The organism is Candidatus Marsarchaeota archaeon, from assembly GCA_023485295.1.
Taxonomy (GTDB): domain Archaea; phylum Micrarchaeota; class Micrarchaeia; order Micrarchaeales; family Micrarchaeaceae; genus Micrarchaeum_A.
The window spans coordinates 28957-44151 of the sequence record JAMCZQ010000004.1 but is presented as its reverse complement, the minus strand read 5'-3'; the positions used below and the strand labels follow the sequence as shown (position 1 = coordinate 44151).

Sequence of the window (15195 nt, the reverse complement as noted above, 5' to 3'; positions counted from 1 at the left end):
TTGCCGAATGCGCATACTCTTTGCAGTGTAGCGTGCATCAAAACAAGACACTTATGTTCTTTTGGCACCGTTCTTACGGTTCCATATATTACTTTTGTTGAATATAATTATTAAACCTATGCTTTGGGCATTTGGTTCAGGGAGCTACGCTCTCGCGTATTTCCTTCATGGCTTCCGTGTCGTTTGAATAGACGTATGGGGATACGTCAAGGTCGGCAGGGCTGCGCTCCAGCTTCTTCTCGTAATTATCATGAAGATATTTTCCGACCGCAGCATTGTAGGATTCCCAGCTTACGCCAAGAGACTCCACGTACTGCCTCTCTATCTTCGTAGCTATCTCGTGGGCGTAAGCATATTCGTACATGTCGTCAACGAGCCATTTCTCCACCAGCTCGTGGTGCCTGCCTATGGATTCGAGCATGCTTACCTCCTTCCCGTCTATTTGCAGGGTCTTTGGAAATGTGCGAGCGAGGTATATGGTCTTGCCGTCCTTGGAATAGCCACCAGTGTATTTTATGTCATAGTCAGTGTTTATAGGAATGCCAGCGCCGCTTTTAAGCTCGCTTACTGAGCCTATGGCCTCCTTGCTGAAAAACACCTGCTTGCCTTCGACCTGCACGATGCTGCCGACATTTATCTCCTTGCCAGATTCTATGCGTATATATGTAGGGATTGCGTAATTTATCGCCTTTATTATGTACGCAATGTCCTTTTCAGGGGATTTTGCATGCTCTATTATTTCATAATCTTCCATAATCTACCTTTTTTGCAGGCATTTTTTAAAACTTTGCATCATGCGTAGGAAAGCAGCGACACCGCTTTGCACGGAAGCCTGCGCCTGCCGTTCAGGTATGAGAGCTCTACGATAAAGGCGAACGCCACGGGGTTTGAGCCTTGCCTTCTTACAAGATTGTAGGCGGCTATTGAAGTGCCGCCTGTAGCAAGCAGGTCGTCGGCTATTACAACGCGCGAGCCTTTCGGCATTGCATCGCTTTCCATCTCTATTGAAGCGGTCCCGTACTCAAGCTCATAGCTCTCCTTTATCGCAGCCCTCGGCAGCTTGCCTGCCTTCCTTATCGGCACGAACCCGGTGTTCAGCTTAAGCGCCAGGGCAGCGCCTATTATGAAGCCCCTTGCCTCGACGCCTGCTATGAAGCAGCCCTTGCCAATGCCAATGCCAGCAAGCTCTGCAGCTAGCGCTTCAACAGTTTTTGAGAATAAGCCGCCGTCCTGGAATACTGGCGTGACGTCCTTGAATGCAACTCCCTTTTTTGGATAATCGGGTATGTCTATGATCGCATTGCGCAGCTCTTCATTAAGAAGCATCAGGGGTCACGTCTTGTTGAATTCCACCAGGGTTTCGATCTTTTCCGACTCGCTTGTAAGGCCGTAGCGCTTCACCTTCTCTATGTCTACTCCAGCCTTCCTTGCAAGCTTCTCCACGAACTTCATCATGACCCAGCCGCCAAGCGATATTACTGATGCAGTGCCCATCTTGACAACAGGATTGCCCTTGCTTTCGCGCCTTGCGTTCCTAAGCGCCATCTTGTAAAGGTGCCTGTAGCTTGCGTAGTACATTGCGAACTGCGATTCCGTGAGCATGCCTACGCTGAAGCCCTTGCTTTTTATAAGGCCGAGAGGCACATTCTGCATCGGCGTTATTGTGAACTCCAAAGGCCTTCTGTCGACGTAGGAATTGCTCATCTTGTTTATAAGCGCTACAGTGTCCCAGTTGTCTTCAGGCGTCTCGTCCCTTTGGCCAGACTGTATTGTAAACGCCGGCCTCCAGTAGTACTTGTTCATGTTCCTTGTGCCGCGCCATACGATCTCGCTCCAGCTGCCGTCCGCGCCTATCTTCAGCGGCAGGGTCTTGTTTGGCATGTGCTTCTTTGCAAGTATGTCGCTGCCTGTCTCGACGCCCACCTGCACGCCTATCCAGTTGGACAGGCCTGCCTTCATTATCCTAGAAAGCTTCTCTATAAGCTCTGGATAGGCTGCTGCCGGAGATATTCTTGCATGCGTGGGGTTGGTGCGCCTCACGCCTTTTATTGACATGACGTTCGTTACAAGGTCTATCAGGGCTTCCTCGTTGGGCTCGAATGTCGGCTTTGTGTGCCTGAAGCCGAAGAACTCGTCAGTATGGAGCCAGGCGTTGTCGAATCCGCCAAGCTTGACGTTCACCTCTATTTCCTTCCTTATCATTTCATTGGTATAGTATCTCAGCGGCCTTAGCGTGACCTCGCAGAAATCGCAACCTATTCCGCAGCCGCGCATTATCTCGACCATGCCTGAGTGCACAGGGCCCTGTATCAGCGGGATCTTTTCCAACGGCACAGAAGTGCCTATGCTTTTGTTCCTTGATATGAATTTGGGATTGCTGACATAGCTCCTGTGGAAATCATCGTCTATTGTCATATAGCCTTCGAAGAATTCGTTCTTGTCCAGCGAGCCTGCGGAAAGCTGCTCGAACAGGTCGCATATGACGTCCTCGGACTCGCCCTGGAACGCATAGTCTATGTTCATCGCGTCAAGCTCTTCCGGGTGTATGGTAAATTCCCATACGCCTGGGCCGCCGACCACGAGCTTGGCCTTTTTGCCCTTTCTTGCGGCGTTTATCTTGGCCATCAGGGCGCGCCATTCCTTGGCGACCCATGCGCCTTTCTCGGCGCCCATAAGCACAAAATATGACATTGTAAGCGGGCCTATGCCGAGCGGGTCCATGGTGTTGACCGCTATGATTTCAGTATCGTCAGTTATGAGCTGGCCGAGGTGGTCCTCGTGAGCCACCACAACGTCGCTCCTGCTGTTCCTCTGGAGCAGCGCGGCTTCAAGCTTCCTAAGCGCATAGGTGGTTATCTTCGACCTGCCTTCCGAGTCTGCATCGTAGAGCGGGCCTTTCAGGAAGTAGTATATCGAATTAGGAACTGCGTGCGCAGGGGCGCTTGGCAGGAATTCCAGGAGCGGAAAGTCCCGGTAGCTTGCTGAGAGGCTTGAATCTGAAACCAATACGTACTTTGCCATCGCATTACCTTCAAATAAAATTTAATTTATAATCAGCTTTAAACTTATTTTTTAAGCATTTGTATTTAAGGTTTGCGGTTTTTCGTTTAGAATATAGTAAAAAATTTAAAGAGGGAAATTTCGCAATTCTACGACCTGCAAAAGGCAAAAATGCAATGGATTTTTAGCAAAAATCTTAAAGGCATTTTCGCTGCAGCCTGGCATGCCTTGCGTGCTATTGTAATTAAGCTTTATCCTTTCAATTCCATAGCGGATGTCAGTAATAACGCATAATGGCATAAGGAAGCTGCTTGCAAGCGGCAAGCTCAGGATAGAGCCGTTTGACTACTCGCAGATAGGCCCAGGGTCCATAGACCTGAGGCTTGGCGATGAATTCAGGGTTTTCAGCAGCAGCGCGAAGGCCCTTGAAGTGGATGACAACCTGGACCACAAGGTAGTTAGCAGGCTGGTCAGGATATCAGAGAAAGGCTCGATAACGATAAAGCCAGGCCAGTTCATAAACGGCATAACAATGGAGCGGATAAGCCTGCCGCGGGCGATTTCAGGCAGGATAGAGGGCAGGTCGAGGTTTGCAAGGATTGGGCTGCTCGTGCACGTAAGCAGCGGCTTCGTGCAGCCTGGCAGCGACGGCAGGGTCGTGCTTGAAATAGCGAATCTGTCCCCAGTAAGCCTTAAGCTCAAGCCTGGCGTCAGGATATGCCAGATAATACTCGAAGAAGCAAGGGGCGGAGGCGCATACAAAGGCAGGTATTACGGCCAGGAAAGCCCGTGAATACCGCAAGCAAGCAGTGATTTGGCCGCTATAGGCTTAAGATAAAAAATAGGCGCATGCAAAAATGCATGCGCTAGTGTTAAATCACCTGTTCTTCTTGCTTCCAGAGTGCTGTGCAGTGGATGATGTATTGCGCCTTGTCCTGCGGAAGTATCCAAGCAGTATCAGCAGCAGTGCAAGCGCTATTACGGCTGCAATTAGGTATGGACCTGCCTTTGCAGGTGGTGGAGGAGGCACTGTCGTAGTCGCGCTTGTTGTTGGCGCTATGGTGGTTGTTGCTATAGTTGTTGGTACAGTGGTGGTGCTTGTTGTTGGCACGGTTGTCGTCTTTGCAGGTGTTGGCTTGTATTCACAGACATCAAGCTTTATAGTGTCTATCTTTGGTATGTAAGACAGGTTTGTCATGAGCAGGTAGAACTTGCTGCCGCCTAATGTGAAATTGACCTGCTTGCCGACGAAAAGCTCGTATGCCGTGCTGTTCACGCTTACGCCTGAGTCGTTCGGGCTTATGTAGTTCTCGGTTATCTTAAGCCTTATGCTGCTGAAGTTCAATATTTCGAAGTTGTGCTGCGTGAAGTTAACTATCTGGTAGCATGTGGAATTCGTTGTGTTGAAGCTTGTCACAGTAGGTACAAAAGCGCCTGCACCTCCAGAGGATGGTGGGGCTCCTGCGCCGCCGCCGGTGCCGCCGCCATTAGATGGAGCTATGGTTGTGGTCGTTGTAGTAGTGGTTGTTGTGGTTGTCGTAGTAGTTGTAGTAACGCTCTTGTTATAAACCGTTATCGTATTGCTTGCAGAGCTGAATGTGTATGGGGTTTTTGTACCAGTATCTGTTGCGATGGCGTTGTAACTCAGTGTAAGCGGGCTTGTACCTGAATTTAAGGCATTGAAGCTTATGGTGTTGCTGCCATCGTATGGCACTATGACGTTGCCAACTGGCTTTCCACCGGTGATGTTGTAAAGCTCTACATTGAATGGGCCTATGCCGTTGGTTACCATTACTTTGTATGTTATCACGTTTCCTGGATAGAAAGCTGTTGCGTTAGGCGTTATTGTGACTGTTGGCTGTGGCATTATTGTTATTGTGTTGCTAAGTGTTTCGTGCGCTGGAGTTGTTGCGCTATCCGTGACAAGTACGTTGACAGTCACGCTGTTGCCAGTTTCCATGCTGTTTGGCGTGAAGAAATACGATGCTATAGTATTTGCAGTATTGTTTGTATTAATTATAGTGTTGCCTAGCTCGAATTCATACGTATATGGCGGGGTGCCTCCATGTATCTCTGCCGTTATTAGTGTTGACTGCCCTACATCCAAAGTGGCGTTGCTGAGCATAAGCCCAGAGCCGAGAGCAGGATGTACGTATATTGTATTGCTTGCAGAGCTGAATGTGTATGGTATCGTGGTGCCTGTGTCTGTTGCGATGGCGTTGTAAGTCAGTATGAGCGTATTTGATCCTGTATCCAATGCATTGAAGCTTATTGTGTTGCTGCCGCCTGGTGAGGTTATTAAGTTGCCGACTATGGTATTGCCTGTTATGTTGTAAAGCTCTACGTCGAACGGACCGACTCCACCGGTGACCATTACGTTGTATGTTATTACTTGGTTGCTATCGAACTCATTGCCTATCGTGTTGCCGCTATAAGGCGTCAGCGTAACCGTTGGTTTTGTATTAACCGTGACTGTTGAAACTGCATTGGCAGTTTCTCCGTTTGCGTCAGTTACGGTTTCTTTCACGGTGTAAGTGCCTGCTGTTGCGAATGTGAAACTGTTGTCGTTTTCAGTGAATCCGGTGCTTGGCGATACGGAATACGAGTAGGTATATGGAGATGTTCCGTATGACGTATGGTTTGTGAACTTTATTGTTTGGCCAGCGTCAATTGTGGCAGATGACGGAGATATTGTAAGTGAAGGGTTATTGCTCACAGTGATTATTGCGTTGTTTGACGTAGCAGTAATCGTAGGCGTTGCACCTGTTGTTGTGCCTGTGTCTGTGACCACCACGTAATATTTGAACGTGTTTGCGTTGTTTGCGGTGAATGCGTACGAGGATGATATTGCGCCTAGTATTGTTGCGCCTGTTCCTGTTGTGTCGTTATACCACTGGTAGCTATATGTGCCGGTGCCGCCGGTGACTGATGCCGAAAGCGTTTCGGACTGGCCGACGTCAAGCGTTGAAGTTGGGGGCGATACTGTTACTGATGGATCTGCATCTACTGTGACTGCTACTGGAGCAGAGGTAACAGTTTCTGGAGTTGTGGCGCTGTCTGTGGCTACGAGCTCCAGTCCATATAATCCAGGATTGGCTGTTGATGCAGTTGTAAAGTCGCAAGAGCTTGACTGTGCAGAGCTTCCGCAGAGAGTATTGGCTTCACTTGCCGTGTACGCGCTCTGGCCTGGAGCTTTTGCAAGCCACTGGTACGAATAAGGCGTAAACCCTCCGGATGCACTGCCTGACATTAAGATTGACTGGCCGGCGTCTATCGTAGATGGAGCTGAGCTTATGGTGGAAATAAGTATAGCAGCAAGTGTTACTGCATTTGATGGTGCTGATGTTACGGTGCTTGGCTGCTCTGCAGAATCTGTCACCTGCAATTTGTATATATAGTTTCCGGTAAGAGTTGTTTGATTTGTATCGAAGCTGCATGTTACAAGCTGTCCTGCAGAGGCAGTGCCGCTTGGCACTGCGCACTCGCTGCTTAAAGCCTCGCTATAGCTGCCGCCATTATGGCTTACTAGCCATTCATAGGTGTATTGCTTTGTGCCTGTGCTTGGAATAGTATCAGTAACTGTTTCTGTCTGGCCCTGGTCTATTTTCTGGGCTGAAATGCTCGGGGCGTGAGGCGCACCAAGAGCCGTGTTTACAGTCACGGTGAAAGGATTGGATGATACTACCTGCTTTGTTGCTTCATCTGTAACTATTGCATTGTACTCAAACGCTGCACCGTTGGACAACGATCCGACAGTGAATGAATAGCTTCCAGACCTTACCGAATTTGACACGCTGAAGCTTGTGAGCTCCTTGCTTCCTGTCATATTGTACAGCTCCACTTCGAATGGCCCTATGCCGTTGGAGATGTCCACAGTAAGGGTTTCTGTTTCTCCGGAATCTAGTGGCGTATTGCCGCTAAGGGTTGCACCAGAGGCCTCGTACACGTTTATGGTTTCGGTTGACGAATTGAACTTGTATGGCGTTGTGGTGCCCAAGTCAGTCAGCAGCATCTTGTATGTGAAGCTTCCTGTCTTGCCCATTGGAAGGCCTATGGTGTTGCTGCCGCCAGGCGTCACTATATTGCCAGGGGTTATTGGTACACTGCTGTTGCTGCTTACGTTGAAGAGCTCTACTTCGAACGGGCCTTTGCCGTATTCCTCGCTTACAGTGAAATATTCTGTCTGGCTATTGCTTATTGTTGGGTTGCTCACGCTGAACGATGTCACTGTCGGGGCCTGATATACATAGATCGTGTTTGTAGGCGAATTGAAGCTGTATGGTATTGTAACGCCGGTGTCTTTAGCGGATATGTGGTCAACAAACGTGCCAGTATCCGTTGTGGAATAGTTGTAATAGGCAATGCTGTTTCCTGGAGTAAGCGTGTCTGTATGCAGTATGTTTCCATTTTTGCTAACGAAATCTACAGTAAAGTAGCCAGAGCCTCCGCTTATTGGAGCTTTTATCGATTCGTACTGGCCGGCATCAAGCGTTGAGTTGCTAGGTTCAAGCGTTGTTGTTGGAGTTGCATATACGTTAGCGGTTACCGGAAGAGAGTTGAACACGTAAGGCGTTGTGGTGCCTTCGTCTGTTCCTACGGCATTGAATGAAAGCACGCCTATATTTGCGTTGCTTGTAAGATATGATAATGTTGCCGTGCCTCCACGAGATGTTATCGTATCCGTTGCCACAATCACATTATCTAGCATAAGATGCACTCTGAATGGTCCGAAGCCTGCGTCCGACACTTTGGCCGTATAAATTATGTACTGGCCGGCGTCAGCAGAGTACGATGAAGGAGTTAGAGTTAATGTAGGCGCTGGAGATACTGTTATTGTATTGCTTGCAGAGTTGAATGTGTAAGGTGTTGTGGTGCCTTCGTCTGTTGCGATGGCGTTGTATTCGAATGCGTTTGATAGTGTGTTGGAGCCTGCCTGGAAGCTTATGGTGTTGCTGCCGCCATATGGTATTATGACATTTCCGGCAGACTTTCCACCAGTGATGTTATAGAGCTCTACGTCGAACGGGCCGGTGCCGCCGGTGACTGACATTGTGAATGTCTCGTACTGACCAGCATCAAGAGTCGTGTTGCTTGGCGTTAGGGTTATGGATGGCTTGCTGTTTACTCCAATAAGTTCAGTGTTCGAGCTGAATGTGTATGGATCCGTGGTGCCTTCGTCTGTTGCGATGGCGTTGTATTCGAACGGACCTGTGTTTGATGTCTTGAAAGTTATTGTGTTGCTACCATCGTATAGCACTATGACGTTGCCGACAGGCTTTCCGCCTGAAACGTTGTAGAGCTCTACGTTGAATGGACCGGTGCCGCCGGTGACTGACATTGTGAATGTCTCGTACTGACCAGCATCAAGAGTCGTGTTGCTTGGCGTTAGGGTTACGGACGGAGTTGATACTGTTGTGAATGTTACAGTATTTGATGTTGAGAATGAAGGTGTTGATGCGCTGTCTTTTACTATTACGTTGGCAATATCTGTGTCAAGAGTGTTCGCAGGGTACATGTATGTGTTTGATGATGTGTAGCCTGAAGAGAACAGTGTTGTTCCTGTGGAACTCTCTATTATGAAGTCATAGGTGTATGGAGGCGTTCCTGTTGTTGGAGGGGTTGTTGAAAGCGCAATGCTTTGCCCTATGTCAAACTTTGTGCCGTTTATCGATATCGGATTTGCGGAAAGGGCAGAGTCTACAGTTATTGTATTAGTTACAGAAGAGAATGTATAATGCCCTGATGTGCCTTCGTCTGTTGCGATGGCGTTATAATTGAATGAGCCTATTTTTGATGTCTTGAAAGTTATTGTGTTGCTACCATCGTATGGTACTATGACACTGCCGACTATAGTATTGCCTGTTATGTTGTAAAGCTCTACATTGAAGGGACCGGTGCCGCCTGTTACAGACATTGTGAATGTCTCGTACTGACCGGCGTCTAAGACGGAATTGCTTGGCGTAAGGGTTACGGAAGGAGCTGTGTTAACAGTGCCATAATCTATTGGCGAGTTTGCACTTAGGTATGGAGTTACAGACGTTCCTGTATCTGTTACTTTTAATTCTATTCTATTTACCGAAGTTGATAGAGTAGAGCTGTTTCCGTTAAAGGTAAGAGTGTCTGAATCCGTGCCGAATGTATTGCCGTTGAGGTACCACTGGTAGCTATATGTGCCTGTGCCGCCGGTGACTGATGCGTGCAGGGCTATGCTTTGGCCCACGTCTACGGTGAATGGGCTTGGAGATATGATTATATCAGATGGAGTAATGTCGTTATATACATTTACTATTGCATTGTTTGACGTAGCGGTAATCGTAGGCGTTGCACCTGTTGTTGTGCCTGTGTCTGTGACCACCACGTAATATTTGAACGTGTTTGCGTTGTTTGCGGTGAATGCGTACGAGGATGATGTTGCGCCGGATATTGTTGTGCCTTTGCCTGTTGTGTCGTTGTACCACTGGTAGCTATATGTGCCGGTGCCGCCGGTGACTGATGCCGAAAGCGTTTCGGACTGGCCTGCATCAAGTGTTGAAGTTGGGGGCGATACTGTTACTGATGGATCTGCATCAACTGTGACTGTTGAAACTGCATTGGCAGTTTCTCCGTTTGCGTCAGTTACGGTTTCTTTCACGGTGTAAGTGTTTGGTGTTGTGAATGTGAAGCTGTTGTCGTTTTTAGTGAATCCGTTGTTTGGAGATACGGAATACGAGTAGGTAAACGGACCTGTTCCATCCGACGTTTTGTTTGTGAACTTTATTGTCTGGCCTGCGTCAATTGTGGCAGATGATGGGAATATTGCAATAGACGGATCCTTGTTAACAGTTATTACTGCATTGTTTGACGTAGCAGTAATAGTAGGCGTTGCACCTGTTGTTGTGCCTGTGTCTGTGACCACCACGTAATATTCGAACGTGTTTGCGTTGTTTGCGTTGAATGTGTACGAGGATGATGTTGCGTCTGGTATTGCTGCGCCTGTTCCTTTTGTGTCGTTGTACCACTGGTATGAGAACGAGCCTGTACCATCAGTGACTGATGCAGAAAGCGTTTCTGACTGACCTACATCAAGTGTTGAAGTTGGGGGCAATACTGTTACTGATGGATCTGCATCTACTGTGACTGTGTCTTTTATGGAATTGAATGTATATGGCGTATTTGTGCCTGTGTCTGTGACCACTACAAAGTATGAGGTTGTAGATGGTGTATTTGCGTCATACGAAGTGCCAGTGGCTCCACTTATTAGTGTGTTGCTGCCGCCTGGGATTCCTGTATACCACTGGTATGAGAACTGACCGGTGCCGCCAGTGACTGATGCATGTAGAGCTATGCTTTGGCCTGCATCTATTACTGGATTTGTTGGTGACAATGAAACTACAGGCTTAGAATCAATAATTATATTTGATGTTGTGCTTGTACCTGTCTCTGGTGTAGATGCACTATCTTCTGTGGCTATGGTAAATTCACAATTGCTCGATGGACCTGTTGGGGTATAGCTAAATTCATGCACATTTCCAGGTACCACAAATCTAGGGCATGATGTGCCGCTAGCTATCGACCATGTATATGTGTATGGCGGGGTTCCTCCGCTAGCTGAAGATGCGCTTATGGTCATTGTCTGACCTACGTCAAGCGTGTAGGTTGAGGTAGGTTGGCTCACTACAGCAGGCTCGAGCTCAGGATGCAGATAAACGCTAAGAAGCGGCGAATTGAATGTGTAAGGCGTTGTTACTCCGATATCGGTCACTATTACATTAAACGTGTCAGTACCGATACCGTTGTAATCATCGACAGCCGTGCATGTACTGCTTGTAGATTGGGAGCATATAGGCGCAGTGCCGCTAGAAGGCTCATAGAATGTGTAAAGGAAGTCTCCGCTTCCTCCAGTCACTGTTGCAGATAGCGTTTCGGGCTGTGGATAATCTATATATAGTGAGCTTGGGCTTAAACTTACTGTTGGTGTACTATATACCACTATGGTATTTGGAGGGCTTGAGCTGAACTTTTCTGGTGGTGTTGTGCCAGTATCTGTTGCGATGGCGTTGTATTCATAGGTTCCTGGCACTCCGGTTTGGAAGGTAAACGTGCCGTAATCTCCGCTTATTATAGAATCATTGTGGGTGCCACCCTGCTGCTTTGAGCCAGTTATATTATATAGTTCTGTATTAAACGGACCGACTCCACCTGTTATTCCGGCATTGTATGTCTCGTACTGGCCGGCGTCAAGCGTTATGTTGCTGGGCGTAAGGGTTATTCCGACGCTTGCGGCCACTTCTATGCTGCTCTTTGTTGAGTTGAATACGTAAGGTGTTGTGGTGCCTTCGTCTGTTGCGATTCCGTTGAATGAATAGGTGATTGCTGTTGGTGAATTTATTGTAAAGCTTATGGTGTTGCTGCCGCCTGGAAGCGATATTATTACATTGCTTCCCTGAGGCTTTTCGCCGGTAATGTTGTAGAGCTCAACGTCGAACGGGCCGGTGCCGCCTGTTACGTGCATAGTATATGTTTCTTCGGTGCCAGAGTCTATTGTTGGATTGCTTGGGCTTATTGTGAGCACAGGTTTAGTATTGACTGTTATGGTATTGACTGAAGAGGTGACTGTGTATGGATCTGATGTGCCTTCGTCTGTTGCGATGGCGTTGTAACTCAGTGTAAGCGGGCTTGAGCCTGAATTTAAGGCATTGAAGCTTATTGTGTTGCTGCCATCGTATGGTACTATGACGTTGCCAACTGGCTTTCCGCCTGAAATATTGTAAAGCTCAACATCGAAGGGACCGGTGCCGCCTGTTACAGACATTGTAAATGTCTCGTACTGGCCTGCATCAAGCGTTGAATTGCTTGGCGTAAGGGTTACGGAAGGAGTTGATACTGTTGTGAATGTTACAGTGTTTGATGTTGAGAATGATGGTGTTGATGCGCTGTCTTGTACTATTACGTTGGCAATATCTGTGCCAAGAGTGTTCGCAGTGTACATGTATGTGTTTGATGATGTGTAGCCTGAAGAGAACAGTGTTGCTCCTGTGGAACTCTCTATTATGAAGTCATAGGTGTATGGTGGCGTTCCTGTTGTTGGTGGGGTTGTTGAAAGCGCGATGCTTTGCCCTATGTCAAACTTTGTGCCGTTTATCGATATCGGGTTTGCGGAAAGGGCAGAGTCTACCGTTATGGTATTGACTGAAGAGGTGACTGTGTATGGATCTGTTGTGCCTTCGTCTGTTGCGATGGCGTTGTATTCGAATGAGCCTGTTTTTGATGTCTTGAAAGTTATTGTGTTGCTGCCATCGTATGGTACTATGACACTGCCGACTATAGTATTGCCAGTGATATTGTAAAGCTCTACATTGAAGGGACCGGTGCCGCCTGTTACAGACATTGTGAATGTCTCGTACTGACCGGCGTCTAAGACGGAATTGCTTGGCGTTAGTGTTATTGAAGGAGTTGATACTGTTGTGAATGTTACAGTGTTTGATGTTGAGAATGATGGTGTTGATGCGCTGTCTTTTACTATTACGTTGGCAATATCTGTGCCAAGAGTGTTCGCAGTGTACATGTATGTGTTTGATGATGTGTAGCCTGAAGAGAACAGTGTTGCTCCTGTGGAACTCTCTATTATGAAGTCATAGGTGTATGGTGGCGTTCCTGTTGTTGGTGGGGTTGTTGAAAGCGCGATGCTTTGCCCTATGTCAAACTTTGTGCCGTTTATCGATATCGGGTTTGCGGAAAGGGCAGAGTCTACCGTTATGGTATTGGTTACAGAAGAGAATGTATAATGCTCTGTTGTGCCTTCGTCTGTTGCGATGGCGTTGTATTCGAATGAGCCTGTTTTTGATGTCTTGAAAGTTATTGTGTTGCTGCCACCGGGTGAGGATATTATCACGTTCCCGACAGCTTTAGAACCGGAAATATTGTAGAGCTCTACGTCGAACGGGCCGGTGCCGCCGGTTACGTGCATTGTAAATGTCTCGTACTGGCCGGCGTCTAAGACAGAATTGCTTGGCGTAAGGGTTATTGAAGGAGCTGTGTTAACGGTTACCGTGTTTGTACCTGATGTGACTACTGAATTCGTAGAGGCGGAATCTGTTACTTTATAATCAAAGGTATACGTTCCTTTAGGTGTGCTTGAACTTGTTATGAACTGGTATTCTGGCCCTGTGCCTTCATCATCGGAATTTTCAAACCATTCATAGGTGTATGGTGGCGTTCCGCCAGAAGCCTGAGATATTAATGTAGAGCTCTGACCTTGGTCAAGTATTGAATTAGTTACAAGCGGCGCGTTTGCCACCAGTGCAGTGTTTACCGTTATTGATATCGGTATCGAGTTGAAGGTTTCCGGTGTAGTGGCGCTGTCTGTCACCACTACATTATACGTAAAGCTGCCTGTTGCAGAAGTTGTGAATGTGCATGTGCTTGAAGGTATTGAAGTGCAGCCGCTTATTGGTTTTGGAGTAGAGCCTGATAGATTGTAGAATGTGTATGTATATGGGGGTGTGCCGCCAGTGACTGATGCCAAAAGCGTTTCGGACTGGCCTGCATCGGCTATGGCATTGCTCGGGGCAAGGCTTACAGAAGGTGCGCCGTGCACCACTATTGTGTTTGTTATGGAATTGAAAACATAGTATGAAGGCGTTAATCCAGTATCTGTAGCTATAGCATTGTATTCAAATGTCCCTGCTTCCGTACCTGAATCGAACATGAAGTTGCCAGTTTCTACGCGGGTACTACTTCTTGGAACGCTTATATTTGAGATTTGCGTACTTGAACCAGTTACATTATGCAATAGGACTTCGAACGGGCCGGTGCCGCCTGTAATCTGAAACTTGTATGTTATTGGCTGGCCTGCATCAAACAGGTTGCCAGCATTAGAGCCGCTGTACGGGCTTATTGTTATATAAGGTGATGGCGAGCCAGTGAGCTCAACATTGCCGGACGTAAATAAGTATGGCACATTGGTGCCTGTATCTGTTGCAATGGCATTAAAATTCACAACTGCGCCTGATGCAGGTGAAGTAAATACGAAATTACCGCTGGAGTCTTCATCAATGATTATATTTGGTATAAAAGAGGTTACTTTTGTTATATTGTAAAGCTCTACATTGAAGGGACCGGTGCCGCCTGTGATTGAAGCAGTGTATACTACTGCCTGTCCACCATCAGCAGCAACTGGTGTTGGTGTTAAGGTTATTACAGGATCGGTGTTTACAGTCAAAGATGCTTCTGCATTTGCAGTCTCTGGGGTTGGAATGCCATTGTCTGTCACTGCAACATTTATTGTATATGTACCTGCAGTAGTAGCTTCAACCTTGCATGTTGTTGCGGTGTTCCCTGAAGTGCAGCCGCTTACTGGTGTCAGAGATCCATAAGTCCATTCATAAGTATAATCTGCAGCTCCTGTGCCGCCTGAAGCTGATGCCGTAAAGTCTATTTCCTGGCCTGCATCCAGATATACCGTAGAATTGGTGACTGTAACGCTAAGTGGAGGATACACTTTCACGCTTGCTGCTACACTGTTTTCAGTTTCTGGGGTTGTGGCGCTGTCTTTGACTGATACGAAGTAGCTGAATATTTTAGTTGAAGGGGAGTTTGCAGTGAGGCTAAGCACATTTGATGTTGCACCGCTTATTGCTGTTCCTGATGTATCATTATACCACTGATATGAATAAGGAGTCGTGCCGCCTGAAGCTGAAGCAGTAAGGATGACTGTCTGACCTGAATCATAAGAGGATGATGCTGATGATATGGTTGGCGTTCCAAGCGCAGAATTCACGGTTATTGTATTTTCGTTGCTTGATACTGATATGCCGTTTGAAGTTCCTATTGCATTGAATGAATAAGAACCTGTTGTAGAAAAGCCGTTGAAGCTTGTAAATGTAACCACACCGTTTGATGTTATCGAATTAGTTTCTATGACGTTTACTGCAGATTCTTCATCAACAGTCCCTGGACCACCAGTATATATCAAATTTACAGTAAAAGGAGATATCACATTGCTGGCTATTACATTATATGTGACGTACTGGCCTAAATCTATCGTACTGTTGCTCGCTGACAGCGATGTCAAAACAGGTGCTGCGTGAACGATTCCGATAAGGAATACAGCCATCAACATGGCTGCGAAAACCGGTTTGAATTTGCCAATAGACATTAAGACTACCCCTACAGCATAAAATACAAAGCTTTTTCCTACAAAAGCGCACGAAGCCA

5 protein-coding genes are annotated in these 15195 nt (G+C 47.2%); 1 reads left to right on the top strand and 4 read right to left on the bottom strand.

Annotation, left to right across the window (positions count from 1 at the left end; genetic code table 11):
• Positions 1-136: 136 nt before the first annotated feature.
• Genes M1125_02050 through M1125_02040 form a run of 3 tightly spaced genes read right to left on the bottom strand, consistent with a single transcriptional unit; the run spans position 137 to position 3021 of the window.
• Positions 137-754 carry a hypothetical protein gene (locus M1125_02050; protein MCL5404601.1) on the bottom strand — a complete coding sequence of 206 codons (618 nt, stop codon included), beginning with the start codon at positions 752-754 and terminating at the stop codon, positions 137-139.
• A 38-nt stretch (positions 755-792) separates the two neighbouring features.
• Positions 793-1326, bottom strand: a complete 534-nt coding sequence (locus M1125_02045) for an adenine phosphoribosyltransferase (GenBank protein MCL5404600.1) — start codon at positions 1324-1326, stop codon at positions 793-795.
• Between the two features lie 6 nt (positions 1327-1332).
• A complete protein-coding gene (locus M1125_02040) occupies positions 1333-3021 on the bottom strand; it encodes a B12-binding domain-containing radical SAM protein (GenBank protein ID MCL5404599.1) in 1689 nt (562 codons plus the stop codon).
• A gap of 253 nt (positions 3022-3274) precedes the next feature.
• Here M1125_02040 and dcd point away from each other — a divergent pair, with 253 nt between their 5' ends.
• Positions 3275-3793, top strand: coding sequence for a dCTP deaminase (dcd, locus tag M1125_02035; GenBank protein ID MCL5404598.1), 519 nt, complete (start codon positions 3275-3277; stop codon positions 3791-3793).
• Between the two features lie 84 nt (positions 3794-3877).
• Here the strand turns inward: dcd and M1125_02030 are convergent, their stop codons facing one another.
• Positions 3878-15136: a PKD domain-containing protein gene (locus M1125_02030; GenBank protein MCL5404597.1), complete on the bottom strand. Its 11259-nt coding sequence runs from the start codon at positions 15134-15136 to the stop codon at positions 3878-3880.
• Positions 15137-15195 lie beyond the last annotated feature (59 nt).